We start from the raw sequence: 19,346 nt of genomic DNA on the forward strand, positions 1-19,346 counted from the left end.
GTTGCGTTGGCTTCGGCCGCCCCTCATCCCCTCGTCCGGGTCAGGCCGGTCAGGCCGCCCGACGGCGCAGCCACCAGGCACAGAACCCGGCCAGCAGTCCGGAGAGCGCGAGGAAGATCCCGGTCTCGATCCACTGGAAGGTCCAGTAGCGGTCGGCGGGCTGGTAGTCGACCTCTATGTGGTGCTTCGAGGTGGCGAAGCACGCGAAGGGGTCCGCCTTGGGCTCCGCGCAGCCCTCGGCGCCGCGGACCTCCTTGCCGGAGGCGTCCAGCACGGTACCGAGATCGGACACGACCCAGACGCCGGGCCTGAGCACCCCGATCCGCAGGTGGGCGTCGTTTCCGGAGCCCTTCAGCTGGATGTGGTTCCCGTTCCAGCCGTCCTTCATCGCTCCGGACTCCTCGCCGCCGCCGACCGGTGCCATGACGAGGGAGCTGAGCGCGACATCGGTGTGTTCCGGCGCCACGAAGTGCGGGCGGACCGCGTAGGGCACGAAGATCTGCACCGCGAGGAAGGCGGCGAGGGTCGCGGCCATCGCGGGCACGGTGCGCCGGATCAGGAGGCCGGCCGAGGCGCCGAGGGTGAAGGCGAACGCCGCGTAGCCGAGGGGGACGACCCCGCGTCCGCTGAACATGAGGGCGGTGAACCGGTCCAGGTTGACCCGGTCGATGGGGCTCGCCCACCAGGTCACCAGGAGGCTGAGCACCCCGGTGACGGCGACGGCGATCAGGCCGACGGCTCCGAGCTTGACCAGGAGCCAGCGGCCCCGGGAGATGCTCTGGTTCCAGATGAGCCGGTGGGTGCCGGTCTCCAGTTCGCGGGCGATCAGCGGGGCGCCCCAGAAGATCCCGATGATGCCGGGTGCGGCGAGCAGCAGGCTCGTGACGTAGTAGGTCAGGGTCTGGTACTCGACGACCAGGGCGTTCTTCGCCGATTCGCAGTCGCTGCCGCAGCCGGCGACGGTGCTGTCGTAGACCTCGCGCATCCGGAGGCCGGTGACCACGAGGAATATCGCGATCGCGGCCAGGGCGGCGAGCGCGGCGAGGGTCTGGACGCGGTACTGGCGCCAGGTCAGCCAGATCATCGCTGGTTCTCCCGGGTGGGTCGGGGGCCGGTCCCGGCCGTGGCCTGACTCATGTAGGTGAGGACGAGGTCCTCCAGGTTGAGCGGCTCCAGGACCCAGGAGGGGTCCTGGACCGCCTTGTCGGAGCGCACGATGAAGGTGCTCTGCCGCTCGGTGCGGGTCTCCTGGATGACCCGCATGCCCTGGGGCAGGGTGGCCGCCTCACGGCGGGCGGTGGTGAGCCGGAAGTGGGTGGCGAGCAGGTCGTCGACGTCGCCCGCGACCTGGACCCGGGAGGCGACGAGCGAGATCAGGTGGTCGCAGACCCGTTCCAGGTCGGACACCAGGTGCGAGGAGAGCACGACCGTGGTTCCGTGTTCGGCGACGACCTCCATCAGGCTCTGCAGGAACTCCCGGCGGGCCAGCGGGTCCAGGGCGGCGACGGGTTCGTCGAGGATCAGCAGCTCGGGCCGCTTGGCGACGGCGAGGGTCAGCGCCACCTGGGCGCGCTGGCCGCCGGAGAGCCTGCCCGCCTTCTGGGCGGGGTCCAGGCCGAGCTGCCGGATCCGGTCCTGCGCCAGCTGTGCGTCCCAGCCGGGGTTGAGCCGGGCGCCCAGCTTCAGGTGGTCGGCGATGGACAGCCCGGCGTAGGTGGGGGTGTCCTGGGCGACGAACCCGACCTTGGCGAGCTGCTCGGGCCCGGACGCGGGTCGGCCGCCGAGGACCTCGATGCTGCCGGAGGTCGGGCCGATCAGCCCGCAGGCCAGCTGCAACAGGGTCGACTTGCCGGCCCCGTTGGGCCCGACGAGGCCGACGACCCGCCCGGACGGCACGCTCAGGGTGCAGTCGCTCAGCGCCTCTTTGCGGCCGTACCGCTTGCCCAGCGCGCGGGCTTCCAATATTGCGGTCATTTCTCCTCTTCGATGTGCGGGTCCGTGCCGGTGCGGGCGCGGAAGGTGCTCAGGAACAGGGCCTCGATGCTCTCCTCGCCCAGCCCGGCGGCCCGGGCCTTGTCGAGCCACAGCTGCAACTCCCGCCGCAGCGGCTCGTGTTCGGAGAGCGAGTCGTCGCTGAGCGTGCCGGAGATGAAGGTGCCGACCCCGGGCTTCTTCGCGACCAGGCCCTCGTACTCGAGCTCCCGGTAGGCCTTGAGCACGGTGTTCGGATTGATCGCCACGCCGGCCGCGACGTCCTTGACGGTCGGCAGCCGGTCCCCCTCGGACAGCAGCCCCAACCGCAGGGCCTGACGCACCTGGTGGACGAGCTGCATGTACGGAGCGACGCCGGACCGGGCATCGAGGTGAAACTCGATCACTGTCCTCCTCTATTCATCTAGCTTCCTAGCACTATAGGACTCTACGTATGCGGTGACTGTCAACCGCCCTTCGGGTGAGCGAAGTTGCCCGGACCCCGAGCTACTCACTCTTGCTAGATACCGGTAGTCAGCGATACGGTGTACCGGTACTCAGCAACACCGAATAGCTCAGGGAGGAGGCGTTCCATGCCCAAGCTGCTGACGGAAATGCTCAAGGGCACGCTGGAGGGAATCGTCCTCGCGACCCTGTCCGGCCGGCCCGCGTACGGCTACGAGATCACGGCATGGCTGCGGGAGCAGGGGTTCTCCGACATCGCCGAAGGGACCGTCTACGCGCTGCTCGTCAGGGTCGAGAAGCGCGGTCTCGTCGATGTGGAGAAGGTCCCTTCCGAGAAGGGGCCGCCGCGCAAGGTGTATTCCCTCAACGCCGTGGGGCGGGAGTACCTCGAAGAGTTCTGGAGGACCTGGAGCTTCCTCACGGAACGACTGGACCAGCTCCGCGAAGGGGGCGAGTAGGCATGTCCGATGGTGAGAAGAGCGGCTTCGTCGCGAAGGTGATCGGACCGAAGAAGCGCTGGAGGGCGTACAAGGCGCGCGTCAAGGAGCTCCCCGAGAGCCGGCGCACGGCGGTCGGGGCGATCGAGCGGTACCTGATGCACTTCGTGCCGACCGACGGCGACAGCAACGCGTCGATGTTCGAAGACCTGGCCGACCTCTTCGAGCAGGCCGCGGCGGACGGAACACCGATCCGCGCGATCGTCGGGGAGGACCCGGTGGAGTTCGCCGACGCGTTCGCCCGGAACTACTCGGAGGGCGGCTACGTCCCCGCCCGGGCGAAGAAGCAACTGGCCGAGGCCATCTCGCACGCCGAGGCGGCCGAGGACACGGCCGGGGGCACGGCATGACGGCGTTATGGACCGGCATGGTGCCGGTCGACGACACGGCCCTGGCCGTCACCGACACCGGCGGCCCCGGCACCCCCGTGGTCTACCTCAACGGCCACTTCGCCACCCAGGGGTACTGGCGGCGGGTCATCGCCGACCTGGGGCCCCGGTGGCGGCACATCACCTACGACGAGCGGGCCCGCGGCAGGAAGTCGAAGCGCTCGGCCGACTACTCCTTCGAGGCGGCCGTCCGGGACGTCGACGCCGTGCTCGCGGCCAGGGACGTGGACCGGGCGCTGGTGGTGGGCTGGTCCTACGGGGCGTTCGTCGGGGCGCACTGGGCCGGCCGCAATCCGGACCGCGCCCTGGGTGCGGTCCTGGTGGACGGCGCACAGCCCTACGACTGGCTCACCGAGGAGACGGAGCAGGGGATCCGCCGGTTCTTCAGGCGGATGGGCCGGCTGATGCCACTGCTTCGCCCCACGGGTCTGACCCCGCGGATGACCGCCGAGGAGATGGCCGACAGCAACATCGAGGTCGGCCGGCTCGCCCGCGAGCGCGAACTGGGCCCCGTACTGGACGCCATCACCGTCCCGGTGCGGTACGTACTGGCCTCGGGATCGTCCTTCGGGAGCAAGGGCGACGAGCAGGAACGCATCCGCGCCGGCCTCGACCCGGTGTTCCGGCGCAAGCCGAACATCCAGCTCAGCGCGAAGGTCCCCAGCAACCACGGCGCGATCCTGAGGAAGGACGCCCCGGCCGTCGCCACAGCCGTCCGCGAGGCCGCCGCCCTCGCCCACGACCGATCCTGAAGCCCGGCACGTCCGTCAGGTCCCCGACCGGGGACCTGACGGACGCCGTGGAGATCAGACCCGACCCTTCACGGCCCGGATGAACGGCGCCCACGCGGCGGCGGGGAGCAGCAGCACAGGACCGGCGGCGGCCAGCTTGGTGTCCCGGACCGGGACGACGCCGGGGAGGTCGTCGGACACCTCTACGCACTCGCCGCCCTCCCCGTTGCTGTACGAAGACTTCCGCCAGGACAGACCGTTCACGTCTGCGCGCATCTCGCGTGCTCCTCCGCCACCGACTCAATCAAGGCCAGGGACGCCTCCGGCGACAGCGCGGCAGCCCTGGCAAGATCGTATGACCTCCAGTGACGCCGAACCAGTGCCGGGCAGTCGAGCAACTGCCCTGCGTGCGGGCCTTCCGTGTAAGCGGCGTCGGGTGCGTCGGCGAACTGCATGATGCGCACGTACACCCCCAGAGCACCATGGGCACCCGCCGCAAATGGCACCACCTGAACGGTGATCCGATGCGCGCGAACGCAGGAGGAGATATGCCGCAGCTGGGCAGCCATCACAGCGTGCCCGCCGACTGCCGTACGCAGTACGGCTTCGTGCAGAACAACCCACAATTCGGGGGTATCCGGGTCGTCGAGAATTCGGGCACGCTCCATACGAGCCGCGATCAGGGAATCGACGCGGTCCGCCGGACCGGTGGGACTAGCGGCCCGAATCACGGCGCGCGCATAGTCCGCTGTCTGGAGCAGCCCGGGAACGAGCGTGGGGCCATAGTCGAAGATGGCCGTCGCCAGACGTTCCAGCTCAGCCGCTTCGGCGAAGTACTCGACATGCTTGGACTTGAATGCCCTGGCCAGGCGAGTGAAGTAGTCCCCGGTGCCGAAAACCTTGTCGATGAGCTCCGCGATCTCCGGCCGCAGCCTCCGCGTGCCGCACTCCATCTGGCCGACGTACGCCCCGCTCGTGAAGATCCGCTCGCCCAGACCGTCCTGTGTCAGCCCGGCCGCTTCCCGGTGGCGCCGCAGCTCCTCGCGGGCGAACTCCTCAGGTGTCTGCGCCCCGCTCAGATCCTTCTGCTTGACCACGAGCCAACTCCCCGCTTCCGCAGTGCCCTTGTTCCGCGAAAAAGCGTAGACCGCGCCAGGCCGGCGAAGCATCGGAACGGATTGATACGACTACGTGGCGACGCAACCGGGTGGTGGCGTAGGCCTCGATGGCGTCGCGCTGGTACGCGGCCAGGCCAGGAATGTCCCGTTCCACGAGGAGGCGCTGGTGGTGGCCCCGCAGGGCATCCACCTCGTCGACCTGTTCGGACAGGATCCGGCCGATCTCCTGCAGCCCGACACCCAGCGCCCGCAACACGAGGATCTGCTGCAGCCGCAGGAGCTGGCGCTCCTCGTGGTAGCGGTGCCCATTGGCGCCGATCCGGGCTGGTGGCAGCACGCCTGTCTCGTCGTAGTGGCGCAGTGTCCGGGCGGTGACGCCCGACATCCGGGCCACCTCCGCCCGCTGCCGAACCGGGGCTGTCCGAGGGGTTCGTTGCGCGGTGCCTGCCCTCGCGGAGCGAGCAGGCAACCAGCAGGCTTCGCCGAGGCCGGCCGCCTTTACTCCCGGGGCTCATGGTGCACAGCGCTCGATGACCCGAACGACAGCCCCTGGGCTACTTGCCGTTCAAGTGTGTGGTCAGGCGTGACAGCAGAGGCAGCGCCGCCTCGAGCGTCTTTCGTTCATCGGAACTGAGGACATCGTTGATCGCGGTGCCGAGCCAGTCCGCACGCCTTCGGCGCTCCTCGGCCAGACGGCCGCTTCCCGTCGGCGTGAGGTGGAGCAACAGCTTGCGCCCGTCGCTGGGGTGCGCCTCGGCATGCACCAGGCCCTGAGCCAGAAGTTCTTTGACCGCCTTGGCAGCCGACTGGTGACTGACTCCCCGCTGTTGTGCGATGTCGGCGGTGGTCAGCGGGCCGCTGCGGTCCAGGTAGCCCAGGACGGCGGCCTCGCCGGGCGGCATCTTGTCGGCCGTGCGCACAGTGCGTACGAGCCGTCCGATGGTCAGGCGAAGTTCTTCGGCCAGCTGATTCTCGTCCATGACGCCAGCTTACCCACGACCATCAACCAAACTGTACAGTCTGGTTGTAGACATTCGGTCGTTCGGAAAGGACCCGCTGTGAAGCTCACCAAGCACGCCCATGCCTGCGTCACGCTCGAGAAGGACGGCACCCGCCTGGTCATCGACCCCGGCACCTTCACCCCGGACGCGGCAGAGGCCGTCACCCGGGCTCACGCCGTCCTGATCACCCACGAACACTTCGACCACTTCGACGAAAAGCTCGTCGCCGCCGCTCTCGAAGCCCAGCCCGGGCTGCAGGTGTACGGCACAGCCACGGTCGCAGCCACCCTCGGCAGCCACGATGGCCGCGTCCACGCCGTCGCCGCGGGCGACACCTTCAGCGTCGGCTCCATCACCGCCACCGTCCACGGCCACCGCCACGCGCTGATCCACGCCGACATCCCGTGCCCCGACAACGTCGGCTACCTCCTCGACGACGGAGCCGTCTACCACCCCGGCGACGCCTACTTCGCGCCCGACGCTCCCGTACGCACCCTCCTGCTGCCGACCAGCGGCCCGTGGACAAAGCTCGGCGAAGCCGCCGACTACGTCCGCACCGTCAAACCCGAGCGCATCATCCAGATCCACGAACTCATGCTCAGCGACCTCGGCCAGCACTCCACCGCCAATCTCCTCGGCGAGAAGGGCCTGACCGGCACCCCGATCGACCGCCTCGAGCCCGGCACCACGGTCCAGCTGTAAGGGCTCGCTCCCGGAAGCCCCGGAGCCAGGCGATGGTCCGTCCCACAACCCACCGGTGGAGGTGCCGACTACGCAACGCCAAGGCGCCGACCGGGAAGAGGAAGGCCGCTGTCAGTACCGCTGGCTAGCGTGATCGGTGTCAGTCGGACCGAAGACACCACAGGGGGGACCACATGAAGCAGGCACACGGGCGCGGCAAGGCCGCAGCGATCGCCGCGCTGGCCACGGCACTCACGCTGACGCTCGCCGCCGGCACGGCCCAGGCCTCGGCGGGGGACGAAATCGTCGGCCACCCCGGGCCCGACGGGCTGATCTGGATTCCCGAGCTGACCGGCTCCAGCGGCTTCGTCTCGGGCGGCCTCTCGCCCCGGCTGGACACGTTCATCACCTTCGGCTGTGCGGGCGGCGGGAGCATAGAGGTGGCCTTCCACCTCGCCGACCACCCGGACCGTGACCCGGCACCCTTCACCGTCGACTGCCCCGCGAGCGACCCGGCGCGCGTCACCGTCCCCCTCGGCACCGGCCTCCAGGGCGGGTTCGGGGCCTCGGTGACGGCTTCGGCCCCGTCCATCCGCTGGGGCGCCACGGTCATCCAGCCCGAGTAGCCCCGAGCACGCCACAGCGCCCGCCACCCCTGGTCGGGGACGTGGCGGGCGCTGTGTCGGGTGTTCCACACGTCATTGTGCGGACCGTATGAGGGGTCCCGCCCCTTCGCGGGGGCGGGGGTACTGCGCGTGGCCCCGGCCGCGCACCGCCGGTCGGAGGCCGGCGCAGCCGGGCGAAGCCCGGGAGGCCGCCCGCGGCCGAGCGGTGCGAGCACGGCATCCAGAAGGAGTCGTGGCGGGCGCTGTGTCGGGTGTTCCACACGTCATTGTGCGGACCGTATGAGGGGTCCCGCCCCTTCGCGGGGGCGGGGGTACTGCGCGTGGCCCCGGCCGCGCACCGCCGGTCGGAGGCCGGCGCAGCCGGGCGAAGCCCGGGAGGCCGCCCGCGGCCGAGCGGTGCGAGCACGGCGTCCGGAAGGGTTACACCGTCAGCGAGCGGTCCGTCGGCTTGACCGGGTACGGGAGGGCGCTGCTGCCGGTCAGGAAGCGGTCCACGCCGCGGGCGGCCGAGCGGCCTTCCGCGATGGCCCAGACGATGAGCGACTGGCCGCGGCCCGCGTCGCCGGCGACGAAGACGCCGTCCACGTTGGTCGCGTAGGAGGCGTCGCGGTCGATGTTGCCGCGCGCGTCCAGCTCCAGGCCGAACTGCTGGACCAGGCCGTTCGCCTGGTCGGTGCCCGTGAAGCCCATCGCCAGGGTGACCAGCTGCGCGGGGAGGACGCGCTCGGTGCCGGGCTTCTGGACGAGCTTGCCGTCCTCGAAGGCGACCTCGACCAGGTGGAGGGCCTGGACGTTGCCGTCCTCGTCGCCCTCGAAGTGGGTGGTGGAGACGGAGTAGACCCGCTCGCCGCCCTCCTCGTGGGCCGAGGTGACCTTGTAGAGCATCGGGAAGGTCGGCCAGGGCTGGTTGGCGTTCCGGTCCTCGCCCGGCTTGGGCATGATCTCCAGCTGCGTGACCGAGGCCGCGCCCTGGCGGTGGGCGGTGCCCACGCAGTCCGCGCCGGTGTCGCCGCCGCCGATGACGACCACGTGCTTGCCCTCGGCCGTGATGGGGGGCGCCATGAAGTCGCCCTCCTGGACCTTGTTGGCCAGCGGCAGGTACTCCATCGCGAAGTGGATGCCGTTCAGCTCGCGGCCCGGGACCGGCAGGTCGCGGGAGACGGTCGCGCCCGCCGCGATGACCACCGCGTCGAACCGCTTGCGCAGGTCGGTGGCGGTGATGTCGCGGCCGACCTCGATGCCGGTGCGGAACTTGGTGCCCTCCGCGCGCATCTGCTCGATGCGGCGGTTGATGTGCACCTTCTCCATCTTGAACTCGGGGATGCCGTAGCGCAGCAGGCCGCCGATGCGGTCCGCGCGCTCGTACACGACCACGGTGTGGCCGGCCCGGGTCAGCTGCTGGGCGGCGGCGAGACCCGCCGGGCCCGAGCCGATGACGGCGGCCGTCTTGCCGGACAGCCGCTCCGGCGCCTGCGGGGTGACGTCGCCGTTGTCCCACGCCTTGTCGATGATCGAGACTTCGACGTTCTTGATGGTCACGGCGGGCTGGTTGATGCCGAGCACGCACGCCGACTCGCAGGGGGCCGGGCACAGCCGCCCGGTGAACTCCGGGAAGTTGTTCGTCGCGTGCAGGCGCTCCGACGCGGCGGTCCAGTCCTCGCGGTACGAGAAGTCGTTCCACTCCGGGATCAGGTTCCCGAGCGGGCACCCGTTGTGGCAGAACGGGATGCCGCAGTCCATGCAGCGGCCGGCCTGCTTGCTGATGATCGGCAGCAGCGAGCCCGGGACGTAGACCTCGTTCCAGTCCTTCAGCCGGTCGGCGACGGGACGGGTACAGGCGGTCTCGCGCGGGGTGGTGAGGAAGCCCTTCGGGTCAGCCATGGGTCGCCGCCTCCATCATCTTCTCCGTGGTCTCGGATTCCGAGAGTCCGGCGAGCTCAGCGGCGTCCTTGGCGGCGAGCACTGCCTTGTACGTGGTGGGGATGATCTTGCTGAAGCGGTCCACTGCGGCGGACCAGTCAGCCAGGAGCTTCGCGGCCACGGTCGAGCCGGTCTCCTCCTCGTGGCGGCGCACCACATCGTGCAGCCACTGCTTGTCGGTGTCGGACAGGGCCTCGACGGCGCCCGCGTTGCCGACGTTGACGTTGTGCGGGTCGAGGTCGATGACGTACGCGACGCCGCCCGACATACCGGCCGCGAAGTTGCGGCCCGTCTCGCCCAGGACGACCGCCCGGCCACCGGTCATGTACTCGCAGCCGTGGTCGCCCACGCCCTCCGAGACGACCAGCGCGCCCGAGTTGCGGACGCAGAAGCGCTCGCCGGTGCGGCCGCGCAGGAACATCTCGCCGCCGGTGGCTCCGTAGCCGATCGTGTTGCCGGCGATCGTGGAGTACTCGGCGAGGTGGTCGGCGCCGCGGTCCGGGCGGACCACGATGCGGCCGCCGGAGAGGCCCTTGCCGACGTAGTCGTTGGCGTCGCCCTCCAGGCGGAGGGTGATGCCCTTGGGCACAAAGGCACCGAAGGACTGGCCGGCGCTGCCGGTGAACGTCAGGTCGATGGTGTTGTCGGGCAGGCCCGCGCCACCGAACTTCTTGGTGACGTGGTGGCCGAGCATGGTGCCGACGGTCCGGTTGATGTTGCGGATCGCGACCTGGGCGCGGACCGGCTGGGCCGCCTCGGCGGTCTCGGCGTTCAGCGCGTCGGCGGCGAGCTCGATCAGCTCGTTGTCGAGGGCCTTCTCCAGACCGTGGTCCTGCTCGATCAGGGCGTGGCGGACCGCGCCCTCGGGCAGCTCCGGCACGTAGAAGAGCGGCTCCAGGTCGAGACCCTGCGCCTTCCAGTGCGTGACGGCCTGGGTGGTGTCGAGGATCTCGGCGTGGCCGACGGCCTCCTCGATCGTGCGGAAGCCCAGCTCGGCGAGGATCTCGCGCACCTCCTCCGCGATGTACTCGAAGAAGTTGACGACGAACTCGGGCTTGCCGGAGAACCGGTCGCGCAGGACCGGGTTCTGGGTGGCGATGCCGACCGGGCAGGTGTCCAGGTGGCAGACGCGCATCATGACGCAGCCGGAGACGACGAGCGGCGCGGTCGCGAAACCGAACTCCTCGGCGCCGAGCAGCGCGGCGATGACCACGTCGCGGCCGGTCTTGAGCTGGCCGTCGGTCTGGACGACGATCCGGTCGCGCAGCCCGTTGAGCAGCAGGGTCTGCTGGGTCTCGGCGAGGCCGAGCTCCCAGGGGCCGCCCGCGTGCTTGAGCGAGGTGAGCGGGGAGGCGCCCGTTCCGCCGTCGTGGCCGGAGATGAGGACGACGTCCGCGTGGGCCTTGGAGACACCGGCGGCGACCGTGCCCACGCCGACCTCGGAGACCAGCTTCACGTGGATGCGGGCGACCGGGTTGGCGTTCTTGAGGTCGTGGATCAGCTGAGCCAGGTCCTCGATGGAGTAGATGTCGTGGTGCGGCGGCGGGGAGATCAGGCCGACGCCCGGGGTGGAGTGGCGGGTCTTGGCGACCCACGGGTACACCTTGTGGCCGGGCAGCTGGCCGCCCTCGCCGGGCTTGGCGCCCTGCGCCATCTTGATCTGGATGTCGTCCGCGTTGACCAGGTACTCCGAGGTCACGCCGAAGCGGCCGGAGGCGACCTGCTTGATGGACGAGCGCCGCGCCGGGTCGTACAGGCGGTCCGGGTCCTCGCCGCCCTCACCGGTGTTGGACTTGGCGCCCAGCTGGTTCATGGCGATGGCGAGGGTCTCGTGCGCCTCCTTGGAGATGGAGCCGTACGACATGGCGCCGGTGGAGAAGCGCTTGACGATGTCGGCGACCGACTCGACCTCGTCGATGGAGATGGCTTCGCGGTCGGAGCTGAAGCCGAACAGGCCGCGGAGCGTCATCAGGCGCTCGGACTGCTCGTTCACCCGGGCCGTGTACTGCTTGAAGATGTCGTACCGGCGGTTGCGGGTGGCGTGCTGGAGGCGGAAGACCGTCTCCGGGTCGAACAGGTGCGGCTCGCCCTCGCGGCGCCACTGGTACTCGCCGCCGATCTCCAGCGCGCGGTGCGTGGCCGCGATGCCGGAGACGGGGTACGCCTTGGCGTGGCGCGCGGCCACCTCCTTGGCGATGACGTCCAGGCCGGCGCCGCCGATCTTGGTGGCGGTGCCGTTGAAGTAGGTCTCGACGAACTCGTCGTTCAGGCCGACGGCCTCGAAGACCTGGGCGCCGCGGTAGGAGGCGACGGTGGAGATGCCCATCTTGGACATGACCTTCAGGACGCCCTTGCCGAGCGCGTAGATCAGGTTCTTGATGGCCTGCTCCGGCTCCAGGCCGGACAGGAAGGTACCGGCGCGCAGCAGGTCCTCGACGGACTCCATGGCCAGGTACGGGTTGACCGCGGCAGCGCCGTAGCCGATGAGCAGGGCGACGTGGTGGACCTCGCGGACGTCACCGGCCTCGACCAGCAGACCCACCTGGGTGCGCTGCTTGGTGGCGATGAGGTGGTGGTGCACGGCGGAGGTGAGCAGCAGCGACGGGATCGGCGCGTGCTCGGCGTCCGAGTGGCGGTCCGAGAGGACGATGAGGCGGGCGCCGTTGGCGATGGCCGCGTCGGCCTCGGCGCGGATCTCCTCGATGCGGGCGGCCAGGGCCTCGCCGCCGCCGGAGACCCGGTAGAGGCCGGAGAGCGTGGCGGCCTTCATGCCGGGCATGTCGCCGTCGGCGTTGATGTGGATGAGCTTGGCCAGCTCGTCGTTGTCGATCACCGGGAACGTCAGGGTGACGCTGCGGCAGGACGCGGCGGTCGGCTCCAGCAGGTTGGACTGCGGGCCGATCGAGGACAGCAGCGAGGTGACGAGCTCCTCGCGGATGGCGTCCAGCGGCGGGTTGGTGACCTGCGCGAACAGCTGGGTGAAGTAGTCGAAGAGCAGCCGGGGGCGCTCGGACAGGGCCGCGATCGGGGAGTCCGTACCCATGGAGCCGAGCGGCTCGCCGCCCGTACGGGCCATGGGCGCGAGGATGACGCGCAGCTCTTCCTCGGTGTAGCCGAAGGTCTGCTGGCGGCGGGTGACCGAGGCGTGGGTGTGCACGATGTGCTCGCGCTCGGGCAGGTCCGACAGCTCGATCTCGCCGGTCTCCAGCCACTCCGCGTAGGGGGCGGCGGAGGCCAGCTCGTTCTTGATCTCGTCGTCCTCGATGATCCGCTTCTGGGCGGTGTCGACGAGGAACATCTTGCCGGGCTGCAGGCGGCCCTTGCGGACGACCTTGGCCGGGTCGATGTCGAGCACGCCGACCTCGGAGCCGAGGACGACGAGGCCGTCGTCGGTGACCCAGTAGCGGCCGGGGCGCAGGCCGTTGCGGTCGAGGACCGCGCCGACCTGGGTGCCGTCGGTGAAGGTGACGCAGGCCGGGCCGTCCCAGGGCTCCATCAGCGTGGAGTGGTACTGGTAGAACGCGCGGCGGGCCGGGTCCATGGAGGTGTGGTTCTCCCACGCCTCCGGGATCATCATCAGCACGCTGTGCGGGAGGGAGCGGCCGCCGAGGTGGAGGAGCTCCAGGACCTCGTCGAAGGAGGCCGAGTCGGAGGCGTCCGGGGTGCAGATCGGGAAGATCCGGTCGAGCACGCCGTCACCGAAGGCCTCGGAGGCCAGCTGGGACTCGCGGGCCTTCATCCAGTTCCGGTTGCCCTTGACCGTGTTGATCTCGCCGTTGTGCGCGACGAAGCGGTACGGGTGGGCGAGCGGCCACGACGGGAAGGTGTTCGTGGAGAAGCGCGAGTGGACCAGGGCGACGGCCGAGGCGAAGCGGCGGTCGGAGAGGTCCGGGAAGAAGGGCTCCAGCTGGCCGGTGGTCAGCATGCCCTTGTAGACGATGGTGCGGGCGGAGAGCGACGGGAAGTAGACACCGGCCTCGCGCTCGGCGCGCTTGCGCAGCACGAAGGCCTTGCGGTCCAGCTCGATGCCCGTCGTCCCGTTGCTGACGAACAGCTGCGAGAAGGCCGGCATGGTGGCGCGGGCGCCGTTGCCGAGGAGGTCCGGGGTGACCGGGACCTCGCGCCAGCCGAGGACCGTGAGGTTCTCCTCGGCGGCGATGGCCTCGATCTGCTCCACGGCGACGGCCTGTGCGGTGCCGTCGGCGGGGAGGAAGGCGATGCCGACGGCGTAGCCGCCGGCCTCGGGGAGCTCGAAGCCGGCCACCTCGCGCAGGAACGCGTCGGGGACCTGGCTGAGGATTCCGGCGCCGTCGCCCGAGTCCGGCTCGGAGCCGGTCGCGCCGCGGTGCTCGAGGTTCCGCAATACGGTCAGGGCCTGCTCAACGAGTGTGTGGGTGGCCTCGCCGGTGAGGTTCGCCACGAATCCGACGCCACAGGCGTCCTTCTCGTTGCGCGGGTCGTACATGCCCTGCTGGGCGGGGCGACCGTCCATGGGCGACCAGGCGGTGGTGCTGGAGCCGGTCGCGGAGTGCGTGGATGCGGAACGCATCGGCTCTCCCGTCGTCGTCGTGGCATATGTGCATAGCCGAGGGACGACGTTGGCCCTCTGCGAAATTTCGTGCAGATTACATGATGACGACAATCCCGAGAAGCGGATACGCCATTCCAGCATGCGGACACTGCACGGGGCAGAAAGAGCGGACTTCCGCGGCACGCCAAGGGTTTTTCGCGGGGCGGAGGTCCGGATCCAGGACGGGCATCGTTGCCCGGAGTCCTGGTCTGATTCCCGGCGGACACGGAATCGAAACCGCCGGGTAACGGACTACTTATGTTGCGTACCGCATAGTGTCTCACTCCAGCCGCGGTCAGCCTATGGCTCCACCGATCCAGGTTCCCAGGATGTACGTCACACCGGCGGCCGCGCCACCCAGGACCAGCTGGCGTGCGCCGCTGTACCACCAGGACCGGGCGGTGACCCGGGAGACGACCGCACCGCAGACGAAGAGCCCGGCCAGCGCGAGCAGCACCGCGGGCCACAGGGCCGTGGCGCCGAGCAGGTACGGCAGTACGGGGAGCAGCGCGCCCAGCGCGAAGGAACCGAACGACGAGACCGCGGCGACCAGCGGCGAGGGCAGGTCGTCGGGGTCGATCCCGAGCTCCTCGCGGGCGTGGATCTCCAGCGCCTGCTCGGGATCGCGCGACAGCTGCATGGCGACCTCGCGGGCGAGCGCCGGCTCGACGCCGCGGGAGACGTAGAGCTCGGCGAGCTCCTCCATCTCGTCGACCGGGTGCTTGCGCAACTGCTGGCGCTCCACGTCCAGTTCGGCGAGGACCAGTTCGCGCTGCGAGGCGACGGAGGTGTATTCGCCGGCCGCCATCGAGAAGGCGCCGGCCGCGAGGCCCGCCAGTCCGGTGATGACGACGGTCTGCGGGGCGACGGCGCCGCCGGCCACACCGGTCATCAGGGCGAGGTTCGAGACGAGCCCGTCCATGGCACCGAAGACGGCCGGCCGCAGCCATCCGCCGTTGACGTCGCGGTGGGTGTGGTTGTCGCGGTGCGCGGTGTGCAGCGGTGCTTCGATGTCGATGATGGACATGCGTGGAATCTCCCCAAATGTGCGAACAGACGCCATGACGCGCCCCGCTCCCCCTGAACACCTCGAAACTACGCACGATTTCTGCTGCCCGCCAGCAAGGAAGGCCGTACTTACCTGGGCTTTTGCGGGTCGGCGACCGGGTGACGGGGGTGTTCGCGGGGTGTTTCGCGACGAGCGACAAACCACATGCCATGGCACAAATCCCCCAAGGGCTCATGATGAGCCCCATCCGATGTGGGAGAGGCGCGCCATGGAGCCGATGAAGCTGATTGCATGCAATCCGCAGGTCCTCCTCGAACGGGCCAGGGGCGCTCTTCTCGGACTCGCCGTGGGCGACGCGCTGGGCGCCCCCGCGGAGAACATGAAGCCGTCGCAGATCCGGGCGAAATGGGGCCGCATCGAGGGGTTCGTGTCGGATGACCCGGCGGGCACGGACGACACCGAGTACGCGATCTTCTCGGGGCTGCTGCTGGCCCGCCACGGCTCGGCGCTCACCGTCTCCCACGTGGAGCGGGCCTGGCACCACTGGATCGCCGACCTCGACGAAGGCCCCTTCCGGGGCGCCGGGTTCTCCGAGCGCGGCACCCTGGAGAACCTCCGCCGGGGCCTGGCCGCGCCGATCTCCGCCCAGCACCGGCACGCGTGGTCGGACGGCCTGGCCATGCGGGCCGCGCCGTTCGGCGTCTTCGCCGCGGGCCGGCCCGCGGAAGCGGCCCGGCTCGTCGCCATCGACGGCTCGGTCAGCCACGACGGCGAGGGCATCTACGGCGGCCAGGCGGTCGCGGCGGGCGTGGCCGCGGCCATGGCGGGCGGCTCCCCCGCCTCGGCGATCTCGGCGGCCCTGTCCGTCATCCCGTCCGACTCCTGGACGGCCCGCTCCCTGCGCCGGGCGGTCACCGCCGCCCCGCGGGGCGAGCGGGCGGTGCGCTCGGCGGTGGTCATCGGCGGCTACCCCTGGACCGACCTGGCACCGGAGGCGGTGGGCCTGGCCTTCGGGGCCTTCGCCGCGTGCCGGGGCGACTTCCCGTCCTCCGTCCTGACCGCCGTGAACATGGGCCGCGACGCCGACACCACCGCGGCGGTGGCGGGCGCACTGGCCGGCGCGCTGTCGGGCGCCGCCGCGATCCCGGCCGCCTGGGCCTCGGCCATCGGCCCGGTCCGCGGCAGCTGCCTCCCCTCGATGCGGGGCTACCACGTCCTGGACATCGCGGACCTCCTCACCCCGGAATGCGAGGCCGCCCGATGACCCCTCCCCCGGACGACCTGGCCACCACGCCCCCGGCGGAGCGGACCTCCGGCACCCTGCCCCCGGCCCCGGCCGAGCGGGGGCCCGGGGACCTGCCACCCGGCACAGGCCCGGCTCCCGCCACACGCGTACCCGGGGGCCCGCCCCCGGACGCCCACGCCCTGCCCGAGGCGCCGCCGCGCACACTGCCGCCCGCCCCGGCGGAGCCGAGGTCCGGGGGCCCCTCCCGGAGTCCGGCCCCGACGGACCTGGGATCCGGGGGCCTGCCCCCGGGCCCGGTCCCGGCGGAGCAGGAGCTCGGGCACCTGCGCCCCGGTACCGGTACGGCCCCGGCCGAGCGGGGGCCCGGGGGCGCGCCCACGGGCGGCCAGGACCGAGCCGAGGCGCCGAGGCGCACACCGCCCGCACTGCCACCACCCCCGGCGGAGCCGAGGTCCGGGGGCCCCTCCCGGGGTCCGGCCCCCGGTACGGCTCCGGCTCCGGCCGGTCAGGCTCCGGCCGGGACGCCGGCGCGTGTGCTGCCCCCGGGTCCGGAAGGGGGCCGGGTGGGGAGCGTCCTCGCGCCCGCTCCCGGGGCAGGGTCCCGGATCGTGGTCCGGGCCGGGGCCGGGGCCGTGGTCCGGACCCCGGAGCGTTCCGCCGAGCTCCCCGCAGGGGGGAGGCGGCCGATCGAGGGCCTCCTCCTCGGGCTCGCCGCAGGCGACGCGGCCGGGTGGCCCGCCGCCCGCCACCGCGCCAGCCGGATGCCCGAGTGGACCCGCCGCCTCACCCGCGAGCTCGACACCTTCGCCGAGCAGAACGCCACCACCACCCTCCCCGTCCCCATCGCCCTCAACCAGCCCCCCGAACCCCTCCGCCTCGGCCCCTCCGACGACGCCGAATGGGCCGCCTTCGTCGCCGAGTCCGTGCTCACCGCCGCCGGTGTGCTGCTCAGCGACCTCTCCCGGTCCCGCCGCATGCGCGCCGCCATCGACCTCGCGTGGAACGCCCTGGCCTCCGAGGTCGCCGCGGCGGCGGAACGCGCGCCCGAGGTCGAGTCCGCCGTACTCCCCCTCCGCGCCCGGATCTCCGTCCGCGCCGGCCTCGGCAATCTCGCCACCGGCCTGCGCCCGCCCGCCACCGGCCACGACAACCCGCACTACTTCGACGACGCCGCCTGCGTCCGCGCCTGCGTCCTGGCCGTCGTCCACCCCGGCGACGCCCGGGCCGCAGCCGACCTCGCCGAGTTCGACGCCCGCTACACGCAGGACGGCGACGGCGTGCACGGCGCCCGCGCCATGGCCGCCGCCATCGCCACCGCCCTCACCGCCTCCGCCTCCTACGGCGAAGACGCCGTCGACGCCGCCGTGGACGCCGCCCTCGCCCAGCTCCCCGAGGCCACCGAGATCGGCCGCAACGCCCGGCACGCCGTCCACCTCGCCCGTACCCACAAGGGCGGCGGCGCCTTCGCCATCGTCCCCACCCTCGAACACGAGATCGTCGACCACGTCTACAGCTACGGGATCGCGGCCGCCGAGACCGTCCCCGTGGCCCTCGCCCTCGCCACCGCAGCCCGCGGCCGGATGACCGAGGCCGTCCCGGCCGCCGCCTGCCTGTCCCGGGTCGCGGACTCCGCCCCCGCCCTGGCCGGCGCGCTGACCGGCGTCCTCGGCGGCGGCGACTCGATCCCCGCCGCCTGGCGCGAGGCCTGCCGCACCCTCTCCGGCTGCGCCCTCCCCCGCCTCGCCGGCACCGACCTCGTGGAACTCGCCGCGCTCCTCGCGGCCACGGAACTCACCTCACCCAAGGGATGATTCGGACATGACGCTCACGTTGGAGGACCGGGCCCGCGGCGCTCTCGTCGGAGCCGCCGTCGGCGACGCGCTCGGCGGCCCGGTGGAGGGCTGGACCCCGGACCAGATCGTGGAACGGCACGGCGGCCGCGTGCACGGCATCGTCGGCCCCTGGTACGAGGACTGGCGCACGGCCCGCCCCATCGCGCCGTACCACAAGGGCGACGGGCACGTCACGGACGACACCCTGATGACACACGCGCTGGTACGGGTCTACGAGGCCGTACGGGACCACCTCGACGCCTACGCGATCGCCGAGCACCTGGTCCCCGACCTGATGTCCACGCCCCGCTGGATCCCCGAACTGGAGGCCGAGGCACTGCCGTTGCAGCGGATCTTCCTCGCCGAGAAGTGGATCGTGACCCGGCTGCACTACGCGCACGCCGACCCCCGCGAGGCCGGCAACGGCAACATCGTCAACTGCGGCGCGGCGATGTACATGGCCCCGGTCGGCATCGCCAACGCGGGCAATCCGGCGGGCGCGTACGCGGAGGCGCTGGACATCGCCGGTGCACACCAGTCCTCGTACGGGCGGGAGGCGGCGGGCGTGTTCGCGGCGGCGGTGGCGGCCGCGTGCGTGCCGGGGGCGACGGCCGCCTCGGTGGTGGACACGGCCCTGTCCCTGGCCAAGGACGGCACCCGCGAGGCGATCGCGGCCGTCCGCGAAGCGGCCGCCGGCCACCGGGACTTCGAGTCGGCGCTGACCCCGCTGCGGGCGGCGGTGACCCCGTACGACTCGGTCGGGCCGGACTACCGCAACCCGTCGCTCGGCGCCCGCCGCCCCTCCCGCCTCCACGCCATCGAGGAACTCCCGGTCGCGCTGGGCATGCTGCTCGTCGCGGACGGACGGTACGAGACCGCGGTGCTCGGCGCGGTCAACTACGGCCGGGACTGCGACTCCATCGCCACCATGGCGGGGGCGATCGCCGGAGCTCTGGGCGGCGAGGCCGTGGTCCCGGCCGCCTGGGCCAAGCAGGTCGCCGAGGCCAGCCGCCTGGACCTGCACGCCCCGGCCGACGCGCTGGCCGCGGTGGCCCGGGAGATCTTCGCTCTCGACCGCTCCCGCCGCCGGTCCCACGAGTCGGTCTTCACCGCACTCGCGGGCCCCCGATGACGGGCACCGCCGGCCCGGCTCCGGCCGCTCCCGCCCGCCCGCCGGGTTCCCCGGACGCGCCGGACCCGGGGGCAGCCCGGGGGCGCGGACCGGCCTGCACACCCCTGCGGGTCACGTGGGCCCAGCCCGAGGACCTGGTCGGGCACGAGCTGCGCCAG

General features: G+C 71.6%; 17 protein-coding genes and 1 pseudogene. 8 read left to right on the plus strand and 10 right to left on the minus strand.

Going from position 1 to position 19,346, the window contains the following annotated elements; genetic code table 11:
• Positions 1-49: 49 nt before the first annotated feature.
• The 3 genes from JYK04_RS13360 to JYK04_RS13370 are packed head-to-tail and all read right to left on the minus strand — an operon-like array spanning position 50 to position 2,378.
• Positions 50-1,084 (minus strand): ABC transporter permease, encoded by a 1,035-nt coding sequence (locus tag JYK04_RS13360; protein WP_189736098.1) that lies wholly within the window; start codon positions 1,082-1,084, stop codon positions 50-52.
• Entirely contained in the window at positions 1,081-1,974 is an 894-nt protein-coding gene (locus JYK04_RS13365) for an ABC transporter ATP-binding protein (protein WP_189736100.1), read from the minus strand. Before JYK04_RS13365 ends, JYK04_RS13360 begins: the two co-directional genes overlap by 4 nt.
• A complete protein-coding gene (locus tag JYK04_RS13370; protein WP_189736102.1) occupies positions 1,971-2,378 on the minus strand; it encodes a GntR family transcriptional regulator in 408 nt (135 codons plus the stop codon). Before JYK04_RS13370 ends, JYK04_RS13365 begins: the two co-directional genes overlap by 4 nt.
• A gap of 186 nt (positions 2,379-2,564) precedes the next feature.
• Here JYK04_RS13370 and JYK04_RS13375 point away from each other — a divergent pair, with 186 nt between their 5' ends.
• From JYK04_RS13375 to JYK04_RS13385, 3 genes are read left to right on the plus strand one after another with little or no spacing between them, the layout of a single operon-like run.
• Entirely contained in the window at positions 2,565-2,894 is a 330-nt protein-coding gene (locus JYK04_RS13375) for a PadR family transcriptional regulator (RefSeq protein WP_189736104.1), read from the plus strand.
• A 2-nt stretch (positions 2,895-2,896) separates the two neighbouring features.
• On the plus strand, positions 2,897-3,283 hold the full coding sequence (locus JYK04_RS13380) for a DUF1048 domain-containing protein (RefSeq protein WP_189736106.1): 387 nt from the start codon (positions 2,897-2,899) through the stop codon (positions 3,281-3,283).
• Positions 3,280-4,074 carry an alpha/beta fold hydrolase gene (locus JYK04_RS13385; protein WP_189736108.1) on the plus strand — a complete coding sequence of 265 codons (795 nt, stop codon included), beginning with the start codon at positions 3,280-3,282 and terminating at the stop codon, positions 4,072-4,074. Before JYK04_RS13380 ends, JYK04_RS13385 begins: the two co-directional genes overlap by 4 nt.
• Before the next feature lie 54 nt (positions 4,075-4,128).
• Here JYK04_RS13385 and JYK04_RS13390 read toward each other — a convergent pair whose 3' ends face one another.
• The 4 genes and pseudogenes from JYK04_RS13390 to JYK04_RS13405 all read right to left on the minus strand — a co-directional run bounded on the left by JYK04_RS13390 (position 4,129) and on the right by JYK04_RS13405 (position 6,151).
• Positions 4,129-4,329 (minus strand): DUF397 domain-containing protein, encoded by a 201-nt coding sequence (locus tag JYK04_RS13390; RefSeq protein ID WP_189736111.1) that lies wholly within the window; start codon positions 4,327-4,329, stop codon positions 4,129-4,131.
• Positions 4,314-5,150: a helix-turn-helix domain-containing protein gene (locus JYK04_RS13395; RefSeq protein ID WP_229875149.1), complete on the minus strand. Its 837-nt coding sequence runs from the start codon at positions 5,148-5,150 to the stop codon at positions 4,314-4,316. The genes JYK04_RS13390 and JYK04_RS13395 overlap by 16 nt, the downstream gene beginning before the upstream one ends.
• Positions 5,151-5,313: 163 nt before the next feature.
• Positions 5,314-5,556: pseudogene (locus tag JYK04_RS13400) on the minus strand (MerR family transcriptional regulator); the annotation flags it as partial.
• Between the two features lie 169 nt (positions 5,557-5,725).
• Positions 5,726-6,151, minus strand: a complete 426-nt coding sequence (locus JYK04_RS13405) for a MarR family winged helix-turn-helix transcriptional regulator (protein WP_189736115.1) — start codon at positions 6,149-6,151, stop codon at positions 5,726-5,728.
• Positions 6,152-6,229: 78 nt separating this feature from the next.
• Between JYK04_RS13405 and JYK04_RS13410 the strand changes: the two genes are divergently transcribed.
• Positions 6,230-6,874: an MBL fold metallo-hydrolase gene (locus JYK04_RS13410; RefSeq protein ID WP_189736117.1), complete on the plus strand. Its 645-nt coding sequence runs from the start codon at positions 6,230-6,232 to the stop codon at positions 6,872-6,874.
• Between the two features lie 173 nt (positions 6,875-7,047).
• The gene (locus JYK04_RS13415) at positions 7,048-7,479 is read left to right on the plus strand and encodes a hypothetical protein (RefSeq protein WP_189736120.1); all 432 of its coding nucleotides are present in this window, start codon (positions 7,048-7,050) and stop codon (positions 7,477-7,479) included.
• Between the two features lie 420 nt (positions 7,480-7,899).
• Here the strand turns inward: JYK04_RS13415 and JYK04_RS13420 are convergent, their stop codons facing one another.
• From JYK04_RS13420 to JYK04_RS13430, 3 genes are all read right to left on the minus strand, one after another.
• Complete coding sequence (locus tag JYK04_RS13420; protein ID WP_189736122.1) at positions 7,900-9,360, minus strand: glutamate synthase subunit beta; 1,461 nt, start codon at positions 9,358-9,360, stop codon at positions 7,900-7,902.
• Entirely contained in the window at positions 9,353-13,891 is a 4,539-nt protein-coding gene (gltB, locus tag JYK04_RS13425; protein ID WP_189736596.1) for a glutamate synthase large subunit, read from the minus strand. The genes JYK04_RS13420 and gltB overlap by 8 nt, the downstream gene beginning before the upstream one ends.
• 373 nt (positions 13,892-14,264) lie before the next feature.
• Positions 14,265-14,996 (minus strand): VIT1/CCC1 transporter family protein, encoded by a 732-nt coding sequence (locus JYK04_RS13430; RefSeq protein WP_189736124.1) that lies wholly within the window; start codon positions 14,994-14,996, stop codon positions 14,265-14,267.
• 259 nt (positions 14,997-15,255) lie between these two features.
• On the opposite strand from JYK04_RS13430, the gene JYK04_RS13435 reads away from it, so the two are divergent.
• From JYK04_RS13435 to JYK04_RS13445, 3 genes are all read left to right on the plus strand, one after another.
• Complete coding sequence (locus tag JYK04_RS13435) at positions 15,256-16,242, plus strand: ADP-ribosylglycohydrolase family protein (protein ID WP_189736126.1); 987 nt, start codon at positions 15,256-15,258, stop codon at positions 16,240-16,242.
• Between the two features lie 263 nt (positions 16,243-16,505).
• Complete coding sequence (locus JYK04_RS13440) at positions 16,506-18,035, plus strand: ADP-ribosylglycohydrolase family protein (RefSeq protein ID WP_373297414.1); 1,530 nt, start codon at positions 16,506-16,508, stop codon at positions 18,033-18,035.
• A 7-nt stretch (positions 18,036-18,042) separates the two neighbouring features.
• Entirely contained in the window at positions 18,043-19,188 is a 1,146-nt protein-coding gene (locus JYK04_RS13445; protein WP_189736128.1) for an ADP-ribosylglycohydrolase family protein, read from the plus strand.
• Positions 19,189-19,346 lie beyond the last annotated feature (158 nt).

Source organism: Streptomyces nojiriensis, assembly GCF_017639205.1.
Classification (GTDB): Bacteria; Actinomycetota; Actinomycetes; order Streptomycetales; family Streptomycetaceae; genus Streptomyces; species Streptomyces nojiriensis.

Bases quoted from the DNA above. Each gene is read 5' to 3' on its own strand.
- JYK04_RS13360 (WP_189736098.1), bottom strand. From the start codon at position 1,084: ATGATCTGGCTGACCTGGCGCCAGTACCGCGTCCAGACCCTCGCCGCG.
- JYK04_RS13365 (WP_189736100.1), bottom strand. From the start codon at position 1,974: ATGACCGCAATATTGGAAGCCCGCGCGCTGGGCAAGCGGTACGGCCGC.
- JYK04_RS13375 (WP_189736104.1), top strand. From the start codon at position 2,565: ATGCCCAAGCTGCTGACGGAAATGCTCAAGGGCACGCTGGAGGGAATC.
- JYK04_RS13380 (WP_189736106.1), top strand. From the start codon at position 2,897: ATGTCCGATGGTGAGAAGAGCGGCTTCGTCGCGAAGGTGATCGGACCG.
- JYK04_RS13385 (WP_189736108.1), top strand. From the start codon at position 3,280: ATGACGGCGTTATGGACCGGCATGGTGCCGGTCGACGACACGGCCCTG.
- JYK04_RS13390 (WP_189736111.1), bottom strand. From the start codon at position 4,329: ATGCGCGCAGACGTGAACGGTCTGTCCTGGCGGAAGTCTTCGTACAGC.
- JYK04_RS13405 (WP_189736115.1), bottom strand. From the start codon at position 6,151: ATGGACGAGAATCAGCTGGCCGAAGAACTTCGCCTGACCATCGGACGG.
- JYK04_RS13415 (WP_189736120.1), top strand. From the start codon at position 7,048: ATGAAGCAGGCACACGGGCGCGGCAAGGCCGCAGCGATCGCCGCGCTG.
- JYK04_RS13420 (WP_189736122.1), bottom strand. From the start codon at position 9,360: ATGGCTGACCCGAAGGGCTTCCTCACCACCCCGCGCGAGACCGCCTGT.
- gltB (WP_189736596.1), bottom strand. From the start codon at position 13,891: ATGGACGGTCGCCCCGCCCAGCAGGGCATGTACGACCCGCGCAACGAG.
- JYK04_RS13430 (WP_189736124.1), bottom strand. From the start codon at position 14,996: ATGTCCATCATCGACATCGAAGCACCGCTGCACACCGCGCACCGCGAC.
- JYK04_RS13435 (WP_189736126.1), top strand. From the start codon at position 15,256: ATGAAGCTGATTGCATGCAATCCGCAGGTCCTCCTCGAACGGGCCAGG.
- JYK04_RS13445 (WP_189736128.1), top strand. From the start codon at position 18,043: ATGACGCTCACGTTGGAGGACCGGGCCCGCGGCGCTCTCGTCGGAGCC.